Origin of the sequence: Sphingomonas phyllosphaerae, assembly GCF_036946485.1 — a bacterium.
Taxonomy (GTDB): domain Bacteria; phylum Pseudomonadota; class Alphaproteobacteria; order Sphingomonadales; family Sphingomonadaceae; genus Sphingomonas; species Sphingomonas phyllosphaerae_E.
The window spans coordinates 779,082-801,967 of record NZ_JAQIJA010000005.1 but is presented as its reverse complement, the minus strand read 5'-3'; the positions used below and the strand labels follow the sequence as shown (position 1 = coordinate 801,967).

At 67.5% G+C, this 22,886-nt stretch carries 20 protein-coding genes and 2 pseudogenes; 12 read left to right on the top strand and 10 right to left on the bottom strand.

Annotated features, from left to right (window positions below; all coding sequences use genetic code 11):
- The first annotated feature begins 179 nt into the window (after positions 1-179).
- The 5 genes from rho to ribA all read left to right on the top strand — a co-directional run bounded on the left by rho (position 180) and on the right by ribA (position 5,239).
- Positions 180-1,436, top strand: coding sequence for a transcription termination factor Rho (gene rho, locus PGN16_RS12430; RefSeq protein WP_058754510.1), 1,257 nt, complete (start codon positions 180-182; stop codon positions 1,434-1,436).
- Between the two features lie 314 nt (positions 1,437-1,750).
- Positions 1,751-2,485, top strand: coding sequence for a TerC family protein (locus tag PGN16_RS12425; protein WP_335309714.1), 735 nt, complete (start codon positions 1,751-1,753; stop codon positions 2,483-2,485).
- A gap of 63 nt (positions 2,486-2,548) precedes the next feature.
- A complete protein-coding gene (locus PGN16_RS12420) occupies positions 2,549-3,160 on the top strand; it encodes a LolA family protein (RefSeq protein ID WP_335309713.1) in 612 nt (203 codons plus the stop codon).
- Between the two features lie 238 nt (positions 3,161-3,398).
- The gene (locus tag PGN16_RS12415) at positions 3,399-4,181 is read left to right on the top strand and encodes an exodeoxyribonuclease III (protein ID WP_335309712.1); all 783 of its coding nucleotides are present in this window, start codon (positions 3,399-3,401) and stop codon (positions 4,179-4,181) included.
- On the top strand, positions 4,178-5,239 hold the full coding sequence (gene ribA / locus PGN16_RS12410) for a GTP cyclohydrolase II (RefSeq protein ID WP_335309711.1): 1,062 nt from the start codon (positions 4,178-4,180) through the stop codon (positions 5,237-5,239). The genes PGN16_RS12415 and ribA overlap by 4 nt, the downstream gene beginning before the upstream one ends.
- A 120-nt stretch (positions 5,240-5,359) precedes the next feature.
- Here the strand turns inward: ribA and PGN16_RS12405 are convergent, their stop codons facing one another.
- Positions 5,360-6,028, bottom strand: coding sequence for an HAD family hydrolase (locus PGN16_RS12405; protein ID WP_335309710.1), 669 nt, complete (start codon positions 6,026-6,028; stop codon positions 5,360-5,362).
- Positions 6,025-6,684 carry a YggS family pyridoxal phosphate-dependent enzyme gene (locus tag PGN16_RS12400; protein WP_335309709.1) on the bottom strand — a complete coding sequence of 220 codons (660 nt, stop codon included), beginning with the start codon at positions 6,682-6,684 and terminating at the stop codon, positions 6,025-6,027. The genes PGN16_RS12405 and PGN16_RS12400 overlap by 4 nt, the downstream gene beginning before the upstream one ends.
- Before the next feature lie 22 nt (positions 6,685-6,706).
- Between PGN16_RS12400 and PGN16_RS12395 the strand changes: the two genes are divergently transcribed.
- The gene (locus PGN16_RS12395) at positions 6,707-7,243 is read left to right on the top strand and encodes a thiamine phosphate synthase (protein WP_335309708.1); all 537 of its coding nucleotides are present in this window, start codon (positions 6,707-6,709) and stop codon (positions 7,241-7,243) included.
- Positions 7,244-7,334: 91 nt separating this feature from the next.
- Here PGN16_RS12395 and PGN16_RS12390 read toward each other — a convergent pair whose 3' ends face one another.
- Positions 7,335-8,051 (bottom strand): hypothetical protein, encoded by a 717-nt coding sequence (locus PGN16_RS12390; protein ID WP_335309707.1) that lies wholly within the window; start codon positions 8,049-8,051, stop codon positions 7,335-7,337.
- A 203-nt stretch (positions 8,052-8,254) separates the two neighbouring features.
- Between PGN16_RS12390 and PGN16_RS12385 the strand changes: the two genes are divergently transcribed.
- From PGN16_RS12385 to holA, 4 genes are read left to right on the top strand one after another with little or no spacing between them, the layout of a single operon-like run.
- Complete coding sequence (locus PGN16_RS12385) at positions 8,255-8,701, top strand: DUF3576 domain-containing protein (RefSeq protein WP_028967403.1); 447 nt, start codon at positions 8,255-8,257, stop codon at positions 8,699-8,701.
- A 16-nt stretch (positions 8,702-8,717) separates the two neighbouring features.
- The gene (gene leuS, locus PGN16_RS12380; protein ID WP_335309706.1) at positions 8,718-11,258 is read left to right on the top strand and encodes a leucine--tRNA ligase; all 2,541 of its coding nucleotides are present in this window, start codon (positions 8,718-8,720) and stop codon (positions 11,256-11,258) included.
- A 39-nt stretch (positions 11,259-11,297) separates the two neighbouring features.
- Entirely contained in the window at positions 11,298-11,768 is a 471-nt protein-coding gene (gene lptE / locus PGN16_RS12375; RefSeq protein ID WP_335309705.1) for an LPS assembly lipoprotein LptE, read from the top strand.
- The gene (gene holA / locus PGN16_RS12370; RefSeq protein WP_335309704.1) at positions 11,765-12,775 is read left to right on the top strand and encodes a DNA polymerase III subunit delta; all 1,011 of its coding nucleotides are present in this window, start codon (positions 11,765-11,767) and stop codon (positions 12,773-12,775) included. The genes lptE and holA overlap by 4 nt, the downstream gene beginning before the upstream one ends.
- Here the strand turns inward: holA and PGN16_RS12365 are convergent.
- From PGN16_RS12365 to PGN16_RS12340, 6 genes and pseudogenes are all read right to left on the bottom strand, one after another.
- Positions 12,772-13,693 (bottom strand): annotated as a pseudogene (locus tag PGN16_RS12365) (ParB/RepB/Spo0J family partition protein). The gene holA and the pseudogene PGN16_RS12365 overlap by 4 nt on opposite strands.
- Positions 13,690-14,472: a ParA family protein gene (locus tag PGN16_RS12360; RefSeq protein ID WP_335309703.1), complete on the bottom strand. Its 783-nt coding sequence runs from the start codon at positions 14,470-14,472 to the stop codon at positions 13,690-13,692. Before PGN16_RS12360 ends, PGN16_RS12365 begins: the two are co-directional and overlap by 4 nt.
- On the bottom strand, positions 14,472-15,080 hold the full coding sequence (rsmG, locus tag PGN16_RS12355; protein ID WP_335309702.1) for a 16S rRNA (guanine(527)-N(7))-methyltransferase RsmG: 609 nt from the start codon (positions 15,078-15,080) through the stop codon (positions 14,472-14,474). Before rsmG ends, PGN16_RS12360 begins: the two co-directional genes overlap by 1 nt.
- Complete coding sequence (mnmG, locus tag PGN16_RS12350) at positions 15,077-16,789, bottom strand: tRNA uridine-5-carboxymethylaminomethyl(34) synthesis enzyme MnmG (protein ID WP_335309701.1); 1,713 nt, start codon at positions 16,787-16,789, stop codon at positions 15,077-15,079. Before mnmG ends, rsmG begins: the two co-directional genes overlap by 4 nt.
- Before the next feature lie 9 nt (positions 16,790-16,798).
- Complete coding sequence (mnmE, locus tag PGN16_RS12345) at positions 16,799-18,073, bottom strand: tRNA uridine-5-carboxymethylaminomethyl(34) synthesis GTPase MnmE (RefSeq protein ID WP_335309700.1); 1,275 nt, start codon at positions 18,071-18,073, stop codon at positions 16,799-16,801.
- A complete protein-coding gene (locus tag PGN16_RS12340; RefSeq protein WP_335309699.1) occupies positions 18,070-18,306 on the bottom strand; it encodes a DUF6489 family protein in 237 nt (78 codons plus the stop codon). Before PGN16_RS12340 ends, mnmE begins: the two co-directional genes overlap by 4 nt.
- Positions 18,307-18,450: 144 nt before the next feature.
- Between PGN16_RS12340 and PGN16_RS12335 the strand changes: the two genes are divergently transcribed.
- Positions 18,451-19,143, top strand: a complete 693-nt coding sequence (locus PGN16_RS12335; RefSeq protein WP_335309698.1) for a dienelactone hydrolase family protein — start codon at positions 18,451-18,453, stop codon at positions 19,141-19,143.
- Between the two features lie 78 nt (positions 19,144-19,221).
- On the opposite strand, the pseudogene PGN16_RS12330 reads toward PGN16_RS12335, so the two are convergent.
- Positions 19,222-21,541: pseudogene (locus tag PGN16_RS12330) on the bottom strand (DNA translocase FtsK).
- A gap of 113 nt (positions 21,542-21,654) precedes the next feature.
- Between PGN16_RS12330 and PGN16_RS12325 the strand changes: the two are divergent.
- Positions 21,655-22,884 (top strand): UbiH/UbiF/VisC/COQ6 family ubiquinone biosynthesis hydroxylase, encoded by a 1,230-nt coding sequence (locus PGN16_RS12325; protein WP_335309697.1) that lies wholly within the window; start codon positions 21,655-21,657, stop codon positions 22,882-22,884.
- Positions 22,885-22,886: the final 2 nt, after the last annotated feature.

Sequence of the window (22,886 nt, the reverse complement as noted above, 5' to 3'; positions counted from 1 at the left end):
GGGGAGAGTCGCGCTGCGTCAGAACGCACGGCGCTTGACTATCCCCCGTACGGCTCATACCTCGCGCCCGTGACGTCGCCGGTCCTCGGTGCGCGCCGCATCCTCTACAGCTTCGTTTCTCGAGCGTTCTCCATCGCCGGCCGAGCTTTCCCCGACCCCCGATCACATCGGACAGATACATGCATCTCAAGGATTTGAAGAAGAAGGCCCCCGCCGAGCTGGTGCAGCTTGCCGAGGAGCTGGGCGTCGAGGGCGCCTCCACGCTGCGCAAGCAGGACCTGATGTTCGCGATCCTGAAGGTGCAGGCCGAAAACGGCGAGCAGATCATGGGTGAGGGCACGATCGAGGTGCTGCCCGACGGGTTCGGCTTCCTGCGCTCGGCACAGGCCAATTATCTCGCCGGCCCGGACGACATCTATGTCAGCCCGAATCAGGTCCGCAAGCACGGGCTGCGCACCGGCGATACGGTCGAGGGCGAGATCCGCGGGCCGAAGGACGGCGAGCGCTATTTCGCGCTGGTGAAGATCACGCAGGTCAATTTCGAGGAGCCCGAGCGCGTCCGTCAGCGCGTGAACTTCGACAACCTCACGCCGCTCTATCCGGACGAGCGGCTGAAGATGGAAATCGAGGATCCGACGATCAAGGACAAGTCGGGCCGCGTGCTCGACGTCGTCGCGCCGATCGGCAAGGGCCAGCGCTGCCTGATCGTCGCGCCGCCGCGCGTCGGCAAGACGATCATGATGCAGAATATCGCGCGCGCGATCTCGCATAATCACCCGGAAGTCTTCCTGCTGGTGCTGCTGATCGACGAGCGGCCCGAGGAAGTCACCGACATGCAGCGCACGGTAAACGGCGAGGTGGTCAGCTCGACCTTCGACGAACCCGCCACGCGCCACGTCCAGGTCGCCGAAATGGTGATCGAGAAGGCCAAGCGGCTGGTCGAGCACAAGAAGGACGTCGTGATCCTGCTCGACAACATCACGCGTCTGGGCCGCGCCTACAACACCGTCGTGCCGTCGTCGGGCAAGGTGCTGACCGGCGGTGTCGACGCCAATGCGCTGCAGCGGCCGAAGCGCTTCTTCGGCGCGGCGCGCAACATCGAGGAAGGCGGGTCGCTGACGATCATCTCGACCTCGCTGATCGACACCGGCAGCCGCATGGACGAAGTGATCTTCGAGGAATTCAAGGGCACCGGCAACGCCGAGATCGTCCTCGACCGCAAGGTGGCCGACAAGCGCATCTTCCCGGCGATCGACGTCGGCAAGAGCGGCACGCGCAAGGAAGAGCTGCTGGTCGAGAAGGGCCAGCTGTCGAAGATGTGGGTGCTGCGCCGGATCCTCATGCAGATGGGCACCGTCGATGCGATGGAGTTCCTGCTGGGCAAGATGAAGGATTCCAAGACCAACGACGACTTCTTCGACTCGATGAATCAGTAACCGAGCGTGGCCTGCCGCGTGTCGCGGTAGGACTCACGCCGGTTCGGCCGGCGGGTGCGGCTACGCACCCGACCGACGACGCGGGCTCTGCCCGCAGCGGCGTCGAAAGTGCTCGACCTCACTTCAGCCGTCACCCCGGACTTGATCCGGGGTCCCGCTTCTACTCCGCACGTCCGAAAGAAGCGGGGTCCCGGATCAAGTCCGGGACGACGAGGATGGATGAGGCAGCGCGCCCGCCAAACCCATGGCATTCCCCGCCCGGAACGTTATGCCCGGCAGCATCATTGATGCGGTCAGACGGGGAGTGACCTAATTTGAGCCTTATCGCCACGCTTGCCGCCGCGGCCTCCGCCGGAGCGGCGATCCAGGGACCCGGCTCGCTGGGGGACATCTGGCAGCATATCGTCGCCGATTTCTCGAACCTGTCCGATCCCGCCGCGCTGGCGGCGTTTGGGTCGGTGCTGATGATCGACCTCGTGCTGGCGGGCGACAATGCGATCGTGGTCGGGGCGCTCGCCGCCGGATTGCCGTCGGAACAGCGCAAGAAGGTGATCCTGATCGGAATCGGCGCGGCGCTGGTGCTGCGGATCTTCTTCGCGCTGATCGTCACCTGGCTGATGGGGATCGTCGGGCTGATCTTCGCGGGCGGGTTGCTGCTGCTGTGGGTCAGCTGGAAGTTCTGGCGCGAGATCCGCAGCGGCGGGCATTCGGAGATCGACGCCGCCGACGAGGCGGCCACCGTCAAACCGGTGAAGAGCTTCGCCGCAGCGGCGTGGGCGGTGGCGGTCGCCGACGTGTCGATGAGCCTCGACAACGTGCTGGCGGTGGCCGGCGCGGCGCGCGAGCATCCCGGCATCCTCGTCATCGGGCTGCTGCTGTCGGTGGCGCTGATGGGGCTGGCCGCCAATTTCATCGCGCGGATCATCGATCGCTATCGCTGGATCGCCTATGTCGGGCTGGCGGTGATCCTGTTCGTCGCGGTGCGGATGATCTACGAAGGGTGGATCGGCAGCGAGACGACGCCGGGGCTGGCGACGCTGTTCGCCTGAGTTCAGCGCGGGTTCAATGGCCGGCGGGCAGGTCCCGCCGCCATATCGCTGAGTGGAGACGTCATGTCGCAATATCTTCTGCCGCTCGCCGCGCTGGTCGCGGTGGCCATTCCGGCGACGGCGCAGACCGGCACCGATCTGGCGGCGGTGCAACGCTCGATCGCCGGGCTCGATTCGATGACCGCCGCGTTCAGCCAGACCGATCGCAACGGGCAGGTGCTGACCGGCACGCTGACGCTCAAGCGGCCCGGCAAGATCCGCTTCCAATATCAGAAGGGCGTGCCGTTGCTGATCGTCGGCGACGGCAAGGCGCTGACCTTCATCGACTATTCGGTGAAGCAGGTGCAGCGCTGGCCGATCGGCAACTCGCCGCTGGGCGTGCTGCTCGACCCGACGCGCGATATTTCGCGCTATGCCAAGGTCGTGCCGTCGACCAATTCGGGCGTGCTGTCGGTCGAAGCCTATGACCCCAAACATCCCGAATATGGCCGGATCACCCTGGTGTTCGCGCGCAGCGCCGCCGCGCCGGGCGGGTTGATGCTGCAGGGCTGGGCGGCGCTCGACAGCCAGGGCAACCGCACGACGATTCGACTGACCGAGCAGAAGTTCAACGTACCGGTCGCCGATTCGACGTTCCGCTGGACCGATCCACGTCGACAGGGCCGATCGAGCTAAATCACGGCATTTTTGTCCAATTCGTTCATGTTCGCGAAAGGCTGGAGCCTTTAGAGACAGAAGCACGGTCGGTGGGCCACCGGGATTTTCCCCCTGTTGCCCGGTCTCCTGCCTTCCGCTTGCGTGACGAACGCTGAGTCGGCCCTCGCTCCATGCCCCCGGAGCGGGGGCCTTTCTTGTTCGGCGCGGCGATGCGGCCCGCCTTGTCGACGTTCGGGCGCAAGGCTACCTAGCCGGCGTGAAAATCGTCTCCTGGAACATCAACTCGGTCCGGTTCCGCATCGAGATCGTCGAGCAATTCCTTCGCGAGGCGCAGCCCGACGTGCTGTGTCTTCAGGAAACCAAGGTGGTCGATACCGACTTCCCGACCGATGCCTTCCGCGCGCTCGGCTACGATCACATCCTGTTGCACGGGCAGCGGATGCACCACGGCGTCGCGATCATCGCGCGCGTGCCGGTCACCGCGGACGACCGGCTCGACTGGCAGGCCAATCGCGAGGCGCGGCATCTGGGCGTGCGACTGCCCAACGGCGTGCGGCTGGAGAATGTCTATGTTCCGGCCGGCGGTGACGTTCCCGATCGCGACGTGAACGCCAAGTTCGGGCAGAAGCTGGACTTCGTCGAGCGGATGACGCGCTGGTCGGAAACGCTGACCGAGCCGACGATCCTGACCGGCGACTTCAACATCGCGCCGCTGCCCAGCGATGTGTGGAGCCACAAGGCGCTGCTAAAGGTGGTCAGCCATACGCCGATCGAGGTGGAGGCGCTGGACCGGCTGAAGGCGTCGAACGACTGGGTCGATCTCGGGCGGCATTTCCACCCGGCACCGGCGCGGCTGCACACCTGGTGGAGCTATCGCTCGCCCGACTGGACCAAGAACGACCGCGGACGCCGCCTCGACCATATGTGGGCAACCGGCGATGTCGCGAAGACCGCGACGGCGCATACCGTTTTCGAGTCGTGCCGTAGCTGGCTCAAGCCGTCCGACCATGTGCCGATCATGACCGAGTTCGCGTGGTGACGTCCGGGCGCGATGCGGCGCGCGCGATCGACGCGATGCGGCGGGGCTGGCCGATCACGGTGACCGCCGATGGCGAGCCGCCGCTGACGGTGCTGGCGATCGAGACCGCCGATGCCGAGCGGCTGGCGCGCTTCGCCCTTGATGGCCGCTTCGACGTGCTGCTGTCGAACGGACGCGCCGCGACGCTGAAGCTGACGAACCAGTTCGACGCGGCGGTGCCGGATCGGCCGGTCGTGATCGAACACGCACCGTGGTTCGACATGGCGCTGGCGAGTGCGCTGGCCGATCCGCAGCTCGATCTGGCGACCCCGCTCAAGGGGCCGTTCCGCACGATCCCGGCCGCCGCGCCGACCGCAGCGGGTGCGGCGTTGCAACTGGCGCGGATCGCCGGATTGCTGCCGGCGTTCGTGATCGCAGGCGGGGAGGCGGCGCAGACCGTCGACGCGTGCGCGATCGCCGCGCATGAAGATGCGCAGGCGTTGCAGATCGCGGTGCGCGCGCGCCTCCCGGTCGCGGGCGCCGAGCAGGCGGAGATCGTCGCCTTCCGCTCGCCCGAAAGCGCCGACGAGCATATCGCGCTGGTGATCGGCACCGCGACGGGCGCGCCGCCGCTGGTACGGCTGCACAGCGAATGTCTGACCGGGGACGTGCTCGGCAGCCTGAAATGCGATTGCGGGCCGCAGCTTCATGCCGCGATCCACGCGATCGCGGCGGCGGGGTGGGGCGTGCTGCTGTATCTGCGGCAGGAGGGGCGTGGGATCGGGCTGGTCAACAAATTGCGCGCCTATGCGCTGCAGGATCAGGGGTTCGACACGGTCGACGCCAATGTCCGGCTCGGCTTCGCGATCGACGCGCGTGATTTCGGAGTCGCCGCGCGGATGTTGCAGCTATTGGGGCAGGACCGCGTGCGGTTGCTGACCAACAATCCGGCCAAGGTCGCGGGGCTGGAGGCGGCGGGGGTGCAGGTGGTCGAGCGCGTGCCGCACGCCTTGCCGGCGAACCCGCACAACGAACATTATCTCGCCACCAAGCGCGACCGGACCGGGCATCAGCTCTGACGTACCGTCTTACGGCTCGTCATTGCGAGCGAAGCGAAGCAATCCAGGATGTCCTGGTCCGGCTCTGGATTGCTTCCCCCGGCTCAAGGCCGGGGTCGCAATGACAGGCAAAGGTAAGCGTTATAGGTCTAGGAGCGCCGCGACCTCGTCGAAGTCCCTTGCGATCGCATTCACGCCGATCGCGCGGAGCCGGTCGCCATGGTCGGGCGCGCAATGGCCGCCGGCGACCAGTCCGATCACGAACGCGCCGCTCGCCACCGCGCCGGTCGCGCCGACCGGCGAGTCCTCGATGATCGCGCAACGCTCGATCGCGACGCCCAGCTTGTCGGCCGCATACAGATAGAGATCAGGGGCAGGTTTGCCGTTGGCGACATGCTCGGCACCCGAATAGAGATGCTCGCCGAACGCATCGCGCAGGCCGAGGTGCTCGAGATGGGTGGCGATCCAGCGCACGCGGCTCGACGACACCACCGCGCGCGGCAGCGCGGCAGGCAGCGCGCGGACGAAGGCGGTCGCGCCCGCCACTTCGGCGATCCCTTCGAGCAGGCAGCGCTCGTCCTCGGCGCGGCGGGCTTGCTGGAAGTCGGGCGGGATCGGCGCGCCGATATGCGCCTCGATCGCGGCGAGGAAGTCCCGGCCGGACAGGCCCATGAATTGCGCCATCGATTGTTCGGGCGTGGTCGGGTAGCCGACGCCGGTCAGGTAATCGGCGAGATGGCGATTGCCGCTTTCCTCGCTTTCGATCAGCACGCCGTCGAAGTCGAAGAGCAGGGCGTCGAAGCGGCTCATGCGCGGGCTCCGAACAGCGCCGAGCCGACGCGGACGTGGGTGGCGCCGAGCGACACCGCCTGTTCGACATCGTCCGACATGCCCATGCTGAGCCCGGTGAGCCCCGCATCACGCGCGATCTTGGCAAGCAGCGCGAAATAGGGCGCGGGTTCGACGGCGGCAGGAGGCACGCACATCAGCCCGGCCACCGGCAGCCCGGCGGTTCGTGCCTCGGTCAGCAGGGCTGGCAATTCCGCGACCGCACAGCCGCCCTTCTGCGGCTCGTCGCCGATATTGACCTGCACGAAGCATTGCGGCTGCCGCCCGGTCGCGTCGATCGCGCGCGCCACCGCCGCGACCAGCGACGGGCGGTCGATGCTGTGAATCGCATCGGCGAGCGCGACGGCCTCGGCCGCCTTGTTCGATTGCAATTGTCCGACCAGATGCAGCCGCGCATCGGGAAATTCCTCGCGTAGCGCCGGCCATTTCGCGGCGGCTTCCTGGACGCGGTTCTCGCCAAAGTCACGCTGCCCGGCGTCGAGCAACGGGCGGATCGTCTCGACCGGGTGGGTCTTCGATACTGCCACCAACGTGATGTCGGCAGGATCGCGCCGCGCGATCCGGGCGGCGGCGGCGATGCGGGCGTGGAGCGCGGCGAGACGATCGTCGGGGGTCATCGATCGCGCTATAGGGAGCGCCATGCCCGCCCGCCACCCCGTCCGCTGGCTGATGACCGACGAACGCCAGGGCGAGCGGCTGTGGCGGGCGCTGGATCGGCTGCCGCGCGGGGCGGGGGTGATCTTTCGCCATTATCGCACACCGCCCGCGGAGCGACGGGTGCTGTTCGCGCGGGTGCGGCATATCGCGCGGCGGCGTGGGCTGGTGCTGGTGCTGGCTGGTGACGCGTCGTTGCGCGGCGCCGCGGGGGTTCATGCGCGGCGCGGGCGTGGTCTCGTGACGTGGCCGGCGCATGACCGGCGGGAGGCGCTGGCGGCGGTTCGCGCGGGGGCCGATGTGGTGCTGGTATCGCCGGTGTTCGCGACGCGGTCGCATCCAGGGGCGCGGGCGCTGGGGTTATGGCGGGCGGCGGCGGTCGCGCGGGGGTTGCCGGTCACGGTGATCGCGCTGGGGGGAATGGACGAGCGGCGCTGGCCGCGGGTGGCGGCTCTGGGGTTCGACGGATATGCCGCGATCGACGCATGGTCGCGTTCTTCCGGGCCGTCTTCGCGGACGTGATCGGGGGCGCGCTGCGCATCGATGGCGGGAAGAAGAAGCAGGGTCCCGGATCAAGTCCGGGACGGCGAAGGAAGCGCGACGGCGCAGGACGTCAGAAGCGGAACGCGGTGCCCACGTAGATCGCCTGGCTGTCGCGGCGATCGTCGTCGGCGCGGGTCAGGCGCTCGCGATCGGTCTTCAGCCGCATCCCGGCGGTCAGATCGAGGTTGCGCGTGATCGAATAGCTGCCGCCGACATCGATCGAATAGCTGTTCGGCTCGGTGAGCGCGCGCGCCGTACCCGGCAGCGGACGATCGGCACTGGCACCGACCCGGCCGCTCCACTTTGACCCCGAATAGCTGACCGCGACATCCGCGGCTTCGCGGCTGCCGGGCAGGCCAGCCAGATCGACCTTGGCGACGTCGCCCGAGATCGCGAACCGCTTCCACCCGACCGACACGCCGAGGTTGTAGGCGATCGGCGCGAGTCCGACGGTCGCTGGAGTCGATGCCGCGGCATAGCGGGCATTGTCACGGGCGGCGAGGCTCGAGCGTGCGCGCACTGCGACGGTAACCGCACGGTTGCCGATCCGCGACTCGGACGGCGTGAAGCGGAAGCCACTGGCGTCGAGCCCGCCGCGTGCGAAGAGCGCCGCCAGCTTCGGATCGGCGGCCGAAGGGGTGAACGAACCGGCGATCCGTGGTGCCGCGACCAGCTTGCGCGCCGGCCGTTGCGCCGAATCCGCCGCGCCGAGCGCAGGCACGGCTGCAACGGCGGCGGCCAGCAGGCCCCCCCCGATCAAAGCAGCGATGCGGCGCGTTGCGGCCACGATCTGATCCATCCCCTTTGTGCCGGACGAATCTGTCCGACCAATGGAGCGGGCCTAGCAGGAATCCGTTCCGTGTCTATTACCGCCCCGACTCTTTATCGGCGACCTGTTGCATCATGTCCACATTGTGGCGCGCTTGCCGGGGGCACAGGGTGCGGGTAGAGCGGGCAAGATTACCCGAATTGCCTGTAAGGACGATGCCGATGTTCCGCCCCTTGCGCCTCGCGGCTGGCCTGTCGGCCGCTGTTGCCTTGTCGTTGAGCCTGTCGGCCTGCGGCGGGCGCGGCGGCAAGCCGGCCGGCGATCTCGCCGCGTCGAAGGTGACGACGATCGGCGTCAACAGCTATCTGTGGCGTGCGACGCTCGACACGCTCAGCTTCATGCCGCTGCTTCAGACCGATTCTAATGGCGGCGTGATCGTCACCGACTGGTACGTCAACCCGCAGACCCCGACCGAGCGGATGAAGGTGACCGTCTCGATCCTCGACCAGGACCTCCGCGCCGACGCGGTGCGTGTTGCCGCGCTGCGCGAGGTGAATCGCGGCGGGCAGTGGGTGGCGTCGCCGGTCGAGGCGGCGACGACGCAGAAGCTGGAAGACATCATCCTGACGCGCGCGCGCGACCTGCGCCGCGGTGCGGTGACCGGCTGAGGCGGCGACGACCCAAATGACCACCCGCTTCAATGCCCTGAAGGCCGATGCGCACTGGCAGCGCGTCTGGGACGAGCGCACCACCTTCGCCGCGCGCGACGACAGCCCCAAGCCGAAGAGCTACGTGCTGGAGATGTTCCCCTATCCGTCGGGGAAGATCCACATGGGGCATGTCCGCAACTATACGATGGGCGACGTGCTCGCGCGCTATCGGCGGATGACCGGGCATGAGGTGCTCCACCCGATGGGGTGGGACGCGTTCGGGATGCCCGCCGAGAATGCGGCGATGGAGAAGGGCGTGCATCCGGGCAACTGGACCCGCGCCAACATCGCGTCGATGAAGGCGCAGCTGAAGCGGCTGGGTTTCGCGCTTGACTGGACGCGCGAGCTGGCGACGTGCGAGCCCGACTATTACGGCCACGAACAGGCGCTGTTCCTCGATTTCTACAAGGCCGGGCTGGTCTATCGCAAGGAGTCGGCGGTCAATTGGGACCCGGTCGACATGACCGTGCTCGCCAACGAGCAGGTGATCGACGGGCGCGGCTGGCGCTCGGGCGCGCTGGTCGAGAAGCGCAAGCTGAGCCAGTGGTTCCTCAAGATCACGCAGTTCGCCGACGAGCTGATCGAGGGGCTGGGGTCGCTCGACCAATGGCCCGACAAGGTCCGGCTGATGCAGGAAAACTGGATCGGCAAGAGCCAGGGACTGCAGTTCCGCTTCGCGCTGTCGGACGGCGGGTCGGTCGAGGTGTTCACGACGCGGCCGGACACGATGTTCGGCGCCAGCTTCGTCGCGGTGGCGGCGGATCACCCGATCGCGCAGGCGCTCGCCGCGCGTGACCCGGACGCCGCGGCGTTCATCGAGCGCTGCAAGCAGGGCGGCACCACCGCCGCCGAGCTGGAGACGCAGGAGAAGCTCGGCTACGACACCGGGCTGACCGCCGCGCATCCGTTCGGGGCGGGCGAATTGCCGGTCTATATCGCGAACTTCGTGCTGATGGACTATGGCACCGGCGCGGTGTTCGGCGTGCCGGCGCACGACCAGCGCGACTTCGACTTCGCGACCAAGTACAAGCTGCCGATCCGCCGTGTCGTGGCCGATGGCGACAAGACTGACCCGGCGTTCGACGAGGATGCCGCCTATAGCGGCCCGGGACGGCTGGTGAATTCGCAGTTCCTCGACGGCCTCGACATCGACGCCGCCAAGCGCGAGGTGATCGCGCGCGCCGAGGCGGGTGGCTGGGGGCAGGGCTCGACCGTCTATCGCCTGCGTGACTGGGGGGTCAGCCGCCAGCGGTACTGGGGCACGCCGATCCCGGTGATCCATTGCGCGACGTGCGGCGAAGTGCCGGTGCCGCGCGCGCAATTGCCGGTGAAGCTGCCGGAGGACGTGACCTTCGACGTGCCGGGCAACCCGCTCGATCGCCACCCGACGTGGAAGCACGTCGTCTGTCCGACGTGCGGGGCCGATGCGCTGCGCGATACCGATACGCTCGACACCTTCGCGGATTCGTCGTGGTATTTCATTCGCTTCGCCAGCCAGCCCGAAGACCGGCCGTTCGACCGGGCGGTGGCGGAGAGCTGGCTGCCGGTCGGGCAGTATATCGGCGGGGTCGAACATGCGATCCTCCACCTGCTCTATGCGCGCTTCTGGACGCGCGCGCTGCGGCATGTCGGGCTGATCGATCTCGCCGAGCCGTTCACCGGCCTGTTCACGCAGGGGATGGTGACGCACGAGACGTACAAGCTCGACATCCCGGATCACGACGGCCCACCGGGTGCGCTCTGGGTGTCGCCCGCCGACCTCAGCGTCGGCGAGGGCGGGGCATTGTTCTTCCAGACCGAGGAAGGCGGGGCGATCCCGATCATCCGCGGTCGCGTCGAGAAGATGTCCAAGTCCAAGAAGAACACGATCGATCCCGAACCGATCGTCGATCAATATGGCGCGGACGCGGTGCGCTGGTTCATGCTTTCCGACTCCCCGCCCGAGCGCGATCTCGAGTGGAGCGAGAACGGCATCGAGGGTGCGTGGCGCCTCGTCCAGCGGCTGTGGCGGTTGTTCGAGAGCGAGAAGGCCGGCGAAGGCAGCGATGTCGCGCTCGACCGCAAGCTGCACCGCACGATCGCCGATGTCGCCGCCGCGATCGAGGCGCTGTCGTTCAACAAGGCCGTCGCCAAGCTGTACGAACTGGTCGCCGCGATCGAGAAGGCCGCGCCGTCGGCCTCGCGCGACGCCGCGATCGCGACGCTGATGCGGCTGGTCGCGCCGATGGCGCCGCATATCGCCGAAGAGGCGTGGGCGGCGCATGGTGACGGCGGCCTGATCGCCGACGCTGCCTGGCCGGCGGTCGATGCGGCGCTGCTCGTCGAAGATGAAGTGACGATCGCGGTGCAGATCAACGGCAAGCTGCGCGACACGCTGACGCTCCCCAAGGGGCTGGCGAAGGAGGACGCCGAGGCGGCGGCGCTGGCGTCCGAGAAGGTCATCCGGGCGCTGGAAGGCAAGACGCCGCGCAAGGTGATCGTGGTGCCCGATCGACTCGTGAATCTCGTCGCGTGACCGGGCGCGCGGCTCTGATCTTGGCGCTGCTGGCGGCGGGTGCCGCTCGGCGGATGCGGGCTGACCCCGCTTTATACCGGCGGCGGGTCGGGACCGATCGCGGCGACGCTGGGCGAGGTCGAGGTCGCGCCGATCGATGGCAAGGCCGGCTGGCTGGTCGGCGGCGCATTGAACGAGCGGCTGAAGGCGATCGGCGGCGGAGCCGCACGCTACCGGCTCAACGTGCGGCTGGACGACAAGATCGTCGGTCTTGGCGCGCGCAGTGACGATTCGGTGGCGCGCGAGCGGCGGACGCTGCGCGCGCGTTATCAGTTGATCGATGCCGCCACTGGCTCGGTGGTTCTCGACGCGACGGCGGGGTCCGATGCGGGCATCGACGTCGTCGGCTCCGAATATGCGACGATCGCGGCGGAGAGCACCGCGCTGGAGCGGCTGTCGGAGACGATCGCCGACCAGATCGTCGCGCGACTGGCGCTCTATGCGCGGCGGACCCAGCCGCCGAAGTCATGAAGGCGACCGAGGCGCGGCTGACGGCGGCGCTCGACCGACCACCTGCCGATATTCGCGTTTATCTGCTCCACGGCCCCGACGAGGCGGTTGCGCAAGCGTTCGTCGCGCGATTGGCGAGGGGCATGGGAGAGGGCGCCGAGCGCGTCGATCTGGATGGCGCGACGCTGCGTGGCGATCCGGCGCGTCTGGCCGACGAGGCGGCGGCGCTGTCGCTGTTCGGGGGGGCGCGATATGTGCGGGTCACCGGCGCGGGCGAGGAGGTGCTGGAGGCAGTGACCGCGCTGCTGGTGGCCGAGCGTGCCGGCAATCCGGCGATCGTGCTCGCGCCCTCGGTGAAGGCAACCGGCAAGCTGGTGAAGGCAGCGATCGATTCGGATCGGGCGCTGGCGTTTGCCTGCTACCCGCCCGGCGCGCGCGATGCGGCGGCGATCGTCGCGGATCTCGCGCGTGGTGCGGGCCTGCGGCTGTCGGGCAGCGCCGTTCAGCGCATCATCCGTGGCAGCGATGGCGATCGTGCGGTGATGATGCGCGAGGTGGAGAAGCTGGCGCTCTATCTGGACGCGGCGCCCGATCGCCCGGTTGATGCGGACGACGCCGCGCTGGAGGCGATCGGGGCGGAGATCGCCGAGGGCGAGATCGGCGAAGTGGTGCTTGCGATCACCGCGGGACAGGTCGACGTGCTCGTCGACGGGTTGCGCCGGATGAGCGGACCCGATGCCTCGCCGATCCCGATCCTGCGCGCCCTGGGCCGCCGGCTGGTGATGCTGGCGGAGATGCGATCGGCGGTGGATGCAGGCGAGGGGGCGGATCAGGTGCTGAAGCGCCACCGTGTGTTCTGGCGTGAGGAGGCCGCGACCAACGCGGCGCTTCGTCGCTGGACCCTGCCCATGCTGGCCGCCGCGCAACAGGCCGCGCGGCGTGCGGAGCGCGACGTGATCGCGGCCGGCCCGGCCGGGCGGGTGATCGCCGACACGTTCCTGCTGCGGCTGGCGCGATCGGCGCGCTAGATCCGCTCGCCGCTGAGCCGCTGGCACACCATGTCGAGCTGCTCGAGCGAGCTGTAGTCGAGCGTTATCGAGCCACGGCCATCATCGTTGAACGCGATCGTGACCCGCAAGCCGAGCAGATCGGCGAGTTGGCGCTCCAGCGCCTCGATGTCCGCGCTTCCGCCACCGGTCGAGGCGACGTTGGCCCCCGCGCGGCGCGGTGCCGCGCGAGGTAGGGGCGCCGTGCTTGTCCTGACTGGCGAGCTTCTCGGTCTGACGAACCGATAGACCCTGGGTGAGCACCTGATCGGCTAAGGCAATGGGATCGGCGGCGCCGACCAACGCGCGGGCGTGTCCCATCGCCAGCTTGCCTTCGACGACCTGCGCCTGCACTTCCGCTGGCAGATCGAGCAATCGCAACAGATTGGCGACATGGCTGCGCGACTTGTGGACGGCGCGCGCCAGTTCATCCTGCGTGTGTCCGAATTCGTCGAGCAGCCGCTGATAGGCGCGCGCTTCTTCGATCGCGTTGAGATCCTGGCGCTGGATGTTTTCGAGCAGCGCGATCTGTAGCGTCTCGCTGTCAGAATAGTCGCGGACGACGACCGGAACCTCGTGCAGTCGCGCCCGCTGTGCGGCCCGCCAGCGACGTTCGCCGGCGACGATCTGGAAGTCATGACCATGCGGCCGGACGATGATCGGCTGGATGACGCCGCGCTGCGCGATCGAAGCGGCGAGTTCGTCGAGCGCGGCTTCGTCGAAATGCCGACGCGGCTGTTCCGGGTGCGGGGCGATCGCCGATACCGGGATCATCCGCACCGCGCCGCGGGCCGGACCCTTCTCGCCGGTGTCACGCTCGTCCTGAGCGACGTCACCGAGCAGCGCATTGAGGCCGCGGCCCAGACCACCCTTGGCACGACGGGAAACGAAGTCGTTCACGCTGCTTCATTCTCCATTTGCGGCAGGCGGCGGATCAACTCCCGCGCCAAGGCGATATAGGCCTCCGAGCCACTACATTTGTGATCGTAGATCAATGCGGGCAATCCGTGGCTCGGCGCTTCCGAAAGACGGACGTTGCGCGGTATGACGGTGTCGAACACGACATTGCCCAGCACCGCACGCACATCGTTCGACACCTGTTCGGTGAGGCGGTTGCGACGATCGAACATCGTCAGCGCGACCCCGAGGATGGCGAGGGAAGGATTGAAGCGCGATCGAATGCGCTCGACGGTATTGAGAAGCTGGCTGAGCCCCTCCAGCGCGAAGAACTCGCACTGCAAGGGCACGAACAGCGCATCGGCGGCGACCATTGCGTTGATCGTCAACAGGCCGAGCGAGGGGGGGCAATCGATCAGGACGATGTCCCATGAACGGGTCGCCACCTCGAAAGCGCGACGGAGCCGATGGGTGCGTTGCTCGAATTCGACAAGCTCGATTTCCGCACCGGAGAGATCGACCGTCGCGGGAAGCACGTCGAGCAGCGGGATTTCGGTGGCCACCACCGCATCGGCGACGCCGTCACTGTCGATCAGAACGTCGTAGCTGGAACGCTGACGCTGCGCCTGGCTGATCCCGAGCCCGGTAGAGGCGTTACCTTGCGGGTCCAGATCGACCAGCAGGACGCGGTGGCCGGAAGCTGCCAGCGCGGTCGCGAGGTTGATGGCGCTGGTCGTCTTGCCGACGCCACCCTTTTGATTGGCCACCGCGATGCAGAACATCAGGTTCTCACTCCATCGGCGATCACGATCACCGATCCGGCGTCCGTGATGCTTTGTTCCACGTGAAACATATTGCGCCACTTTGCCGGTAGCGTCGCTATCTCACTACCACCATTCTGACCACGCGGAAGGATCATTCGTGTCCGGTCGTGACGCAAATGGGTCGTCATGGCGACAAGGTTTGGAATGCTCGCCACGGCTCGCGCGCTAATAACGTCCGCCGCGCCGGTGACTGCCCCCGCCTTCGCCTTGCTCACCACGACATTCGGGACACCAATCATCTGGGCTACCGAATGGAGGAAGTCCGTTCTCCGCCCGCGTGGTTCGACCAGCGTGACGGAGAGGGCAGTGGCGATGGCGATCACCATGCCGGGAAAGCCGGGGCCGGAGCCGATGTCGAACCATGTGGCAGCGTCGCTTGGAGAATGATCGATCAACTGCGCTGAGTCGACGATGTGCCTGCTCCAGATCACCTCCTTGGATGCCGGGGAGATCAGGTTCTGGCGGTCGTTTTCCTCAAGCACCAAGGCGCGAAAGGCATCGAGCTTTTCTGTCACCGGCGTGCCGAACCGCGCGCGGCACCAGCCAATTGCGTCTTCCTCGGTCATGCCCGTCGCCTTGAATGGAGCCATAATGCGGCAAGCGCTGCCGGTGTAACGCCGCGCACCCGTGATGCTTCATCCAGCGTCCTGGGTGACGCACGCTCGAGGCGCTCGATCATCTCGGTCGATAGGCCGGGGATAGCGGTCAGCGTGGCGTGATCGGATTGGATCGCGACACCGCCGTCACGGCGCATCCGCGCGATTTCGTCGCTTTGACGCTGGATATAGGGGGCATAGCGGCGATCCTCTTCCAGCTCGCGGACAAGCTCGGGATCCACGTGCTCGACGTCGCCTTGCGCAGCGGCGTGACGCATTGCCATACGACGGATGAGATGGTCGCTTCGCTCGGCGGTCAGGAGACCGAGTGACCCGGCCCATTCGGACAGCCTTGCCTCGGCATTGTCCGCCCGAAGCGCCAGACGATATTCGGCGCGCGCGGTGAGCATACGATAGGGTTCGCTGACCCCCTGAAGGACCAGATCATCGATCATGACACCGATATAGCCGCGTGCACGATCGATGATGACCGGGGGCAGGTCGCACGCGGCAGCGGCAGCGTTTGCACCGGCGATCACGCCTTGCGCGGCGGCTTCTTCATAGCCGGTCGTGCCATTCAACTGCCCGGCGCAGAATAAGCCGGGAAGGGTGGCCATCTCCAGCCGGTGGTCGAGCGCGCGGGGATCGATATAGTCATATTCCACCGCATAGCCATATTGCGCGATCCGGGCGCGCTCCAACCCAGCCACCGATGCGACCATCTGATCCTGAACCTCGACGGATAACGAGGTGGAGATGCCGTTGGGATAGACGAGGTGGTCATCGAGCCCCTCCGGTTCGAGGAAGATCTGATGCCCGTCGCGATCGCCGAAGCGATGCACCTTGTCTTCGATCGACGGGCAGTATCGCGGCCCGCCGCTCTCGATCGCACCCGTGAAGAGCGGCGACGTTTCCAATCCGACGCGGATGATGTCGTGCGTCGCCGAGGAGGTCCGCGTGATCGCGCAGGCGAGTTGGGGGAGGCGTGCCCCCCTGGACATCGGCGACATGCGCCATGGCTCTTGATCGGACGGCTGCGGCTCAAGTCGCGCCCAGTCGATCGTTCGGCCATCGATTCGCGGTGGCGTACCGGTCTTCAACCGGCCCATCGGCAATCGCAGCTCGCGTAGCTGCGTCCCAAGCTGGTTGGCGGGCCGCTCATCGATGCGGCCGCCGGGAGCGCGGTCGAGTCCGCGAAAGATCCGGCCGCCCAGGAAGGTACCAGTGGCGAGCACGACAGCGCGGGCGGCGATGGTAGTGCCGTCGGGGAGGCCAATCCCGGCGACCTGCCCATTCACTATGCGAAGCGACGTCGCTTCGCCCTCGAGACAATCGAGGTTCTCATAGGCGGCAAGTTGGCGCTGGATGGACGCGTGATAGCGCCGACGGTCGGCCTGAAGCCGCGGCCCCTGCACCGCGAGCCCTTTGGACCGATTGAGCATCCGATAATGGATGCCCGCGTCATCAGCGGCACGGGCCATCAGGCCGTCAAGGGCGTCGACCTCACGAACAAGATGTCCCTTGCCAAGACCGCCGATCGAGGGATTGCACGACATGGTCCCGACCTGCGCGAGCGACTGCGACAGCAGCGCCACCTTCGCGCCACGGCGCGCGGCGGCTGCGGCGGCCTCCGTACCGGCATGGCCGCCGCCCACGACGATCACATCATAACGTTTCACGTGGAACACTCATTTCCCAAGGCAGAAGCGACCGAACAGCGCATCCAGCATCATCTCGGTCGCATCGCGCCCCAGTAGCGTCCCGAGCCTGCTGTTCACAACCCGAAGACGCTCTGCATCGAGAAGAATGTCGTTGCCGTTGATCGCCTCGAGTTCGACAATCGCCTCCGCGATCAGGCGGCGATGGCGATCATGGGGCATGATTGACCCGCCATCGCCAAGCATCGCCCGAGCCCGTTTCGACACCGTCTCCCATAATGCGTCGATTGAAGCGGGGTCGTGGATCGAGACGAGATGGTGAAATGAGGCAGGGTCGTGATGCGTCTCATCGCATCGAGCGCCAACCCGCAGCGATCCCTCAGGCGCTTCGGCGGGCTCTCCGAGCCATAGGATCAAGTCGGCCGTACCAAGCAGCGCCTGAGCCCGAGCGATGCCGATCGCCTCGATCGGATCGGCCGTTTCCCCGACCAGTCCCGCGGTATCGACCAGTCGGAACGGCAGGCCGCCGCGCACGACGGCAGCCTCGAGCACATCGCGGGTCGTACCCGCGATGTCGGTGACGATCGCCGCATCTCGCCCCAACAGCGCGTTGAACAACGAGGACTTGCCCGCATTGCGCGGCCCCGCCAGCACCACCACCACGCCGTCCCTTAGCCGCTCGACGGGAGGTCGGCTGAGCATCTGCTCCATCTCGATGCGCACTGGCGCCACGAGGGCAGGGAGGTCGAAGGCCGACGCGCGGGTGATTTCGTCCTCGTCGCCGAAATCAAGCTCGGCCTCGACCCGTGCCGCCACCATGCTCAGGCGGTCGAGCCAACCGGTGACCACCCGGCTTAGCGCCCCTTCCGCCATCGCCAGAGCGGCGCGGCGCTGCAGATCGGTTTCCGCTTCCAGCAAGTCGGCGAGCCCCTCGGCCTGCGCGAGGTCGAGCCTTCCGTTGCCCAGCGCGCGACGCGTGAACTCACCGGGTTCCGCAAGCCGCAACCCGGAATGATGCGCGAGTTCGGCTTCGATCGCGGCGACCACCGCGCGGCCACCATGCAGATGAAGTTCGAGCAGATCCTCACCCGTCGCCGTCGCGGGTCCGGGAAAGAAGAGCACCAGCGCCTGATCGAGCGTCTCGCCGGCTGCATCGCGCAACCGCCGCATCGCCGCGGTCCGGGGCGGGGGCAACGTGCCCGCGATAGCGATGCCGGCTGCTCGTGCCTGTGGGCCGCTGACCCGCACGACGGCGATCGCCGCCGGCGGGCGGCCGCTCGACAAGGCGAAGATCGTGTCGGTCATGCGCCGGGCTTGGTGCCGCTCGAAAAAAGCTGTCGCCAGAAGTCCATGCCGGCATCGCCGACCGGAGCCCAACTGCGGAACATCGCGCTGACCAGCTCGGGCGATGCGGCCTGGCCGTCCATCGTCTCGCGCATCCGGGTCAGAAAATGGTCGTGGAGCGGAGTGAGATCGGGCAAGCCCATCATCCGCCGCGCTTCCTCCGGCGTGCAATCAACCTCGATCGTGACCTTCATGGCTGCATTCCTCGCTCGCGCCGCCGGGCGCGGTGGCGACCCCCGATCTATGCCCGCGATCGCCGGTCCGCCGCAACGGCCCAGCCGTGGCACTTTGCGAGCGGCCGTGGTTTATGGGCGTGATCCGATAGGGAGATGCACCAGATGACCGATACGATCTCGATCACCGCGCTGGATGGCGGCGCGATGCCGGCCTATCGCGCCGTACCAGCGGGCACGCCACGGGCGGCGATCATCGTGATTCAGGAGATTTTCGGGATCAACGCCGGGATCCGTCGCAAGTGCGATACGCTGGCAGAAGCGGGGTATCTGGCGATCTCGCCCGATCTGTTCTGGCGGATCGAACCCGGCATCTCGCTCGATCCCGACATCGCGCCGGAGATGCAGCGCGCTTTATCGCTGATGGGGCAGTTCGATCAGGACCAGAGCATCCGCGATCTCGAAGCGGCGATCCGCTTTGCGAGGAGCGAGGGCGTCACGAAGGTCGGCGCGGTCGGTTACTGCCTCGGCGGGCGACTGGCCTATATGACCGCGGCGCGGACCGACGTCGATGCGAGCGTCGGCTATTATGCGGTCGGGATCGACGGGCTGCTCGGTGAAAAGCACGCGATCGCCAAGCCGCTGCTGCTCCATATCGCGGGCGAGGACGGGTTCGTCGACAAGGACACGCAGGCGGCGATGCACGCCGGGCTCGACGATCATGCGCGGGTGACGCTCTACGATTATCCCGGCGAGGATCACGGCTTTGCGACCGAGTTCGGCAAGCGTCGTTCCGATGCAGCGGCCAGGCTCGCCGATGAGCGGACGGCGGCGTTCTTCGCCGAGCATCTGGGATAGGTCGGTCCGCCGGCTACCCCGACCCTCCACGTCGCCCCGGATCAGCTTCGGGGCGACGTAAGGGAGAGGGTGATCGGATCACGCCGGATTGCCGTCGGTATCGCGCAGCACCTCGCGGCGGCCGACATGGTCGGGGCGGCTGACGACGCCTTCCTTCTCCATCCGCTCGATCAACCGTGCGGCGGAATTGTAGCCGATCCGCAATTGTCGCTGCAGCCACGAGGTCGACGCCTTCTGGCTGCCGCAGACGATCGCGACGGCCGCGCGATATTGCTGGTCCTCGGCCGAATCCTCACCGGTCGGGGCGCCTTCCAGCGCGAAGCTCTCGGCGGGTTCCTCGGTGACCGACCCGATGTAGTCCGGCTGGCCCTGCGACCGCCAGTGATCGGTGACCGCGCGCACTTCGTCATCGCTGACGAAGGGACCGTGGACGCGAACGATGCCCTTGCCGCCGGGCATGTAGAGCATGTCGCCGCGCCCGAGGAGCTGCTCCGCGCCCTGTTCGCCGAGAATGGTGCGCGAATCGATCTTGCTGGTGACGTGGAAGCTGATGCGCGTCGGCAGGTTGGCCTTGATAACGCCGGTGATGACGTCGACCGACGGCCGCTGCGTCGCCATGATGAGGTGGATGCCCGCCGCGCGCGCCTTTTGCGCCAGCCGCTGGATCAGGAATTCGACCTCCTTGCCGGCGGTCATCATCAGGTCGGCAAGCTCGTCGACAATGACGACGATCTGCGGCAGCACGTCATAATCGAGCTGCTCCTCCTCGTAGATCGGCTGGCCGTTCTCGCCGTAGCCGGTCTGCACGCGGCGGCCGAGCGGGGTACCCTTGGCGCGTGCCGCGCGGACCTTGTCGTTGAAGCTGGCAAGGCTGCGCACGCCGACCGACGACATTTGGCGGTAGCGATCCTCCATCGTCTCGACCGCCCATTTCAGGGCGCGCACCGCCTTGGCAGGATCGGTGACGACCGGCGACAGAAGGTGCGGGATGTCGTCGTACATGCTCAGTTCGAGCATCTTGGGATCGATCATGATCATCCGGCACTGGTCCGGGGTCAGCCGGTAGAGCAGCGACAGGATCATCCCGTTCAGACCGACCGACTTGCCCGAGCCGGTCGTACCCGCGACCAGCAGGTGCGGCATCGGCGCGAGATCGGCGATGACCGGATCGCCGGCGATGTTCTTCCCCAGGATCACCGGAAGCTGCGCGGTCTGGTCCTCGAACGCCTGGCTGGCGACGAGTTCGTGGAGCGAGACGGTCTCACGCTTGGTGTTGGGCAGCTCGATGCCGATCACCGATCGGCCGGGGATCGTCGCGACGCGCGCGGAGATCGCGGACATGTTGCGCGCGATGTCGTCGGCGAGCGCGATGACCCGGTTCGCCTTGGTGCCCGGCGCGGGCTCCAGCTCGTACATCGTCACGACCGGGCCAGGGCGAACCTCGGTGATCGCACCCTGCACCTTGAAGTCATCGAGCACGGTTTCGAGCAGCCGCGCATTACGCTCGAGCCCCGCCTTGTCGATCGGGCTGCTTTGATTCGCCGGCGCGGGGGGTGAGCAGGTCGAGCGATGGCAACACGAACGTATCGCGTAGGTCGAGCCGCTGCTGCGGCTTGGGCGGCGCGAGCGACGGCGAGGTCGTGCGATCGCTGATGACCGGAGCGGGGCGGTTGTCCGGTTGCGCCACCGCGCGCGGCGCAGGGCTGCGCGCGAGCGCGAAGGGGGCGTCGTCATCTTCCTGCACGTCATCGAACGCCGCCTCGTCGATGCCATCCGCGTCGTCGCGAGCGCGGCGGCGCAGCAGGCGCGGGGAGGGGGTGAACCGCGCCAGATCGATCTCGAGACTGCGCCCCCACAGGATCGCGCCGGCGATGCCGGTGACGAGCCCGAGCGCGAGCACGCTCCACCATGTCACTTGCGGATTGCCGATCAGCGCGACGCCCGAGCGGATCGCGCCGACGATACCCGAGCCGACCGCACCACCCCAGCCGAAGGGCAACGCCGGCACCGCGCCCGGCGCGACGCAGGTCAGCGTCACAGCCATAAGCGCGACACCGATCGCGGCGTTGCGCAGCATCCGCCAGCCGTCCCCCGCCGGCTGCGCCCGCCACAGCCGCAACGCGACGATCGGCGCGACCGGCAGCAGCAACGCCACCGCCGGGCCGAACAGCGTCAGCGCGAGATCGGCGAACCACGCACCGGGGCTGCCGAGCAGATTGCCGGTCACGCCGCCCGCGGCGGTGTTGAGCGAGGCGTCGCCGGGGCGATAGGTGACGAGCGCCACCGCCATCGCCACCGTCAGCACGAACAAGGCGGTGGCGACGATCAACGCCCCGCTGCGCAACGCCCCGGCCTTGACCGTCTCACGCCACAACGGCGCGTCGACACGGCTTGCCATCCCGAACCCCCAACGATGTCAGAAAATACCGCCATATTCTCCGCGTCCGCGCGTTGCACGTCAAGATGGCGGCGGGCGTTGGCATCGCGCGCGAGGAAGGATAGGGCAGGACCATGGACAATGCAGATGCCCGGGCAGATGTGCTCATCCTTGGCGGCGGGCTGGTCGGCAGCGCGCTTGCGGTCGCGCTCGATCGCCATGGCCTGTCCACGATCGTCGTCGATCCTGCCGATCCCGCGGTGACGCTGACCGCGCGGTTCGACGGCCGCGCCTCAGCAGTGGCGAGCGCCAGCCACAAGATGCTCGATGCGATCGGCGTGGGCGATGCGCTACGCGGCAAAGGCTGCGAGATCCGCCAGATCAGAGTCAGCGACGGGCTGGCGCCGGGCAAGCTCGATTTCATCCCGGCGGTCGACGATGCCGCGCTGGGCACGATGTACGAGAACCGCCTGCTGCGCCGCTCGCTCTACGATGCGGCGGTCGCGGCGGAGCGGGTCGATCTGCGGATGCAGACTCGGGCGACTCACGTCACGCGCGACGCAGACGGGGTGCGTGCCTCTCTGTCGTCGGGGGCGACCGTGACCGCCGACCTGCTCGTGGCCGCCGAGGGCCGGCAATCGCCGACGCGCGAGGCGGCGGGGATCAACGTCGCGCGCTGGCAATATGATCATGCGGCGATCATCGGTGCGTTCCACCATGAACGCAGCCACGAGAATGTGGCCTATGAGATCTTCTATTCGGCGGGGCCGTTCGCGTTGCTGCCCCTTCCCGATGACGAGATCGGGCATCGCTCCGCGATCGTCTGGACGGTGGCCGGGGATCATGCCGCCGGGATGCTCAAGCTCGGCGATCGCGGCTTTCTCGCCGAGGCCGAGAAGCGCATGGGCGGGTTCCTCGGCGCCTTGTCCCATGCCTCACCGCGCGCCAGCTATCCGCTCGGCTTCCATCATGCGGCGCGGCTGACCGATACGCGGCTGGTGCTGGTCGGCGATGCGGCGCACGGCATCCATCCGATCGCGGGGCAGGGGGTCAACCTCGGCTATCGGGATGTCGCCGCGTTGGTCGAAGTACTGGTCGAGGGGCGGCGGCTCGGGCTGGAGGCGGGCGATGCGCAATTGCTCAAGCGTTATGAGCGATGGCGGAGCCTCGACACCTTCATGGTCGCCGCCGCCACCGACACGCTGACGCGGCTGTTCGGTGTGCCGGGCAAGGCCGCGAGCGCGGTCCGGCGCTTCGGCATCTCGGCGGTCGATCGCCTTCCGCCGCTCAAGCATCGCTTCATGGCAGAAGCGCGCGGCGAGAGCGGTGATCTGCCCAAGCTGCTGATGGGCACGATGGCCTGACG

What these genes read in the sequence shown, in the direction of transcription:
- rho (WP_058754510.1), top strand. Translation starts at nt 180, where the DNA reads ATGCATCTCAAGGATTTGAAGAAGAAGGCCCCCGCCGAGCTGGTGCAG.
- PGN16_RS12420 (WP_335309713.1), top strand. Translation starts at nt 2,549, where the DNA reads ATGTCGCAATATCTTCTGCCGCTCGCCGCGCTGGTCGCGGTGGCCATT.
- PGN16_RS12405 (WP_335309710.1), bottom strand. Translation starts at nt 6,028, where the DNA reads ATGAGCCGCTTCGACGCCCTGCTCTTCGACTTCGACGGCGTGCTGATC.
- PGN16_RS12400 (WP_335309709.1), bottom strand. Translation starts at nt 6,684, where the DNA reads ATGACCCCCGACGATCGTCTCGCCGCGCTCCACGCCCGCATCGCCGCC.
- PGN16_RS12395 (WP_335309708.1), top strand. Translation starts at nt 6,707, where the DNA reads ATGCCCGCCCGCCACCCCGTCCGCTGGCTGATGACCGACGAACGCCAG.
- PGN16_RS12385 (WP_028967403.1), top strand. Translation starts at nt 8,255, where the DNA reads ATGTTCCGCCCCTTGCGCCTCGCGGCTGGCCTGTCGGCCGCTGTTGCC.
- leuS (WP_335309706.1), top strand. Translation starts at nt 8,718, where the DNA reads ATGACCACCCGCTTCAATGCCCTGAAGGCCGATGCGCACTGGCAGCGC.
- holA (WP_335309704.1), top strand. Translation starts at nt 11,765, where the DNA reads ATGAAGGCGACCGAGGCGCGGCTGACGGCGGCGCTCGACCGACCACCT.
- PGN16_RS12360 (WP_335309703.1), bottom strand. Translation starts at nt 14,472, where the DNA reads ATGTTCTGCATCGCGGTGGCCAATCAAAAGGGTGGCGTCGGCAAGACG.
- rsmG (WP_335309702.1), bottom strand. Translation starts at nt 15,080, where the DNA reads ATGACCGAGGAAGACGCAATTGGCTGGTGCCGCGCGCGGTTCGGCACG.
- mnmE (WP_335309700.1), bottom strand. Translation starts at nt 18,073, where the DNA reads ATGACCGACACGATCTTCGCCTTGTCGAGCGGCCGCCCGCCGGCGGCG.
- PGN16_RS12340 (WP_335309699.1), bottom strand. Translation starts at nt 18,306, where the DNA reads ATGAAGGTCACGATCGAGGTTGATTGCACGCCGGAGGAAGCGCGGCGG.
- PGN16_RS12335 (WP_335309698.1), top strand. Translation starts at nt 18,451, where the DNA reads ATGACCGATACGATCTCGATCACCGCGCTGGATGGCGGCGCGATGCCG.
- PGN16_RS12325 (WP_335309697.1), top strand. Translation starts at nt 21,655, where the DNA reads ATGGACAATGCAGATGCCCGGGCAGATGTGCTCATCCTTGGCGGCGGG.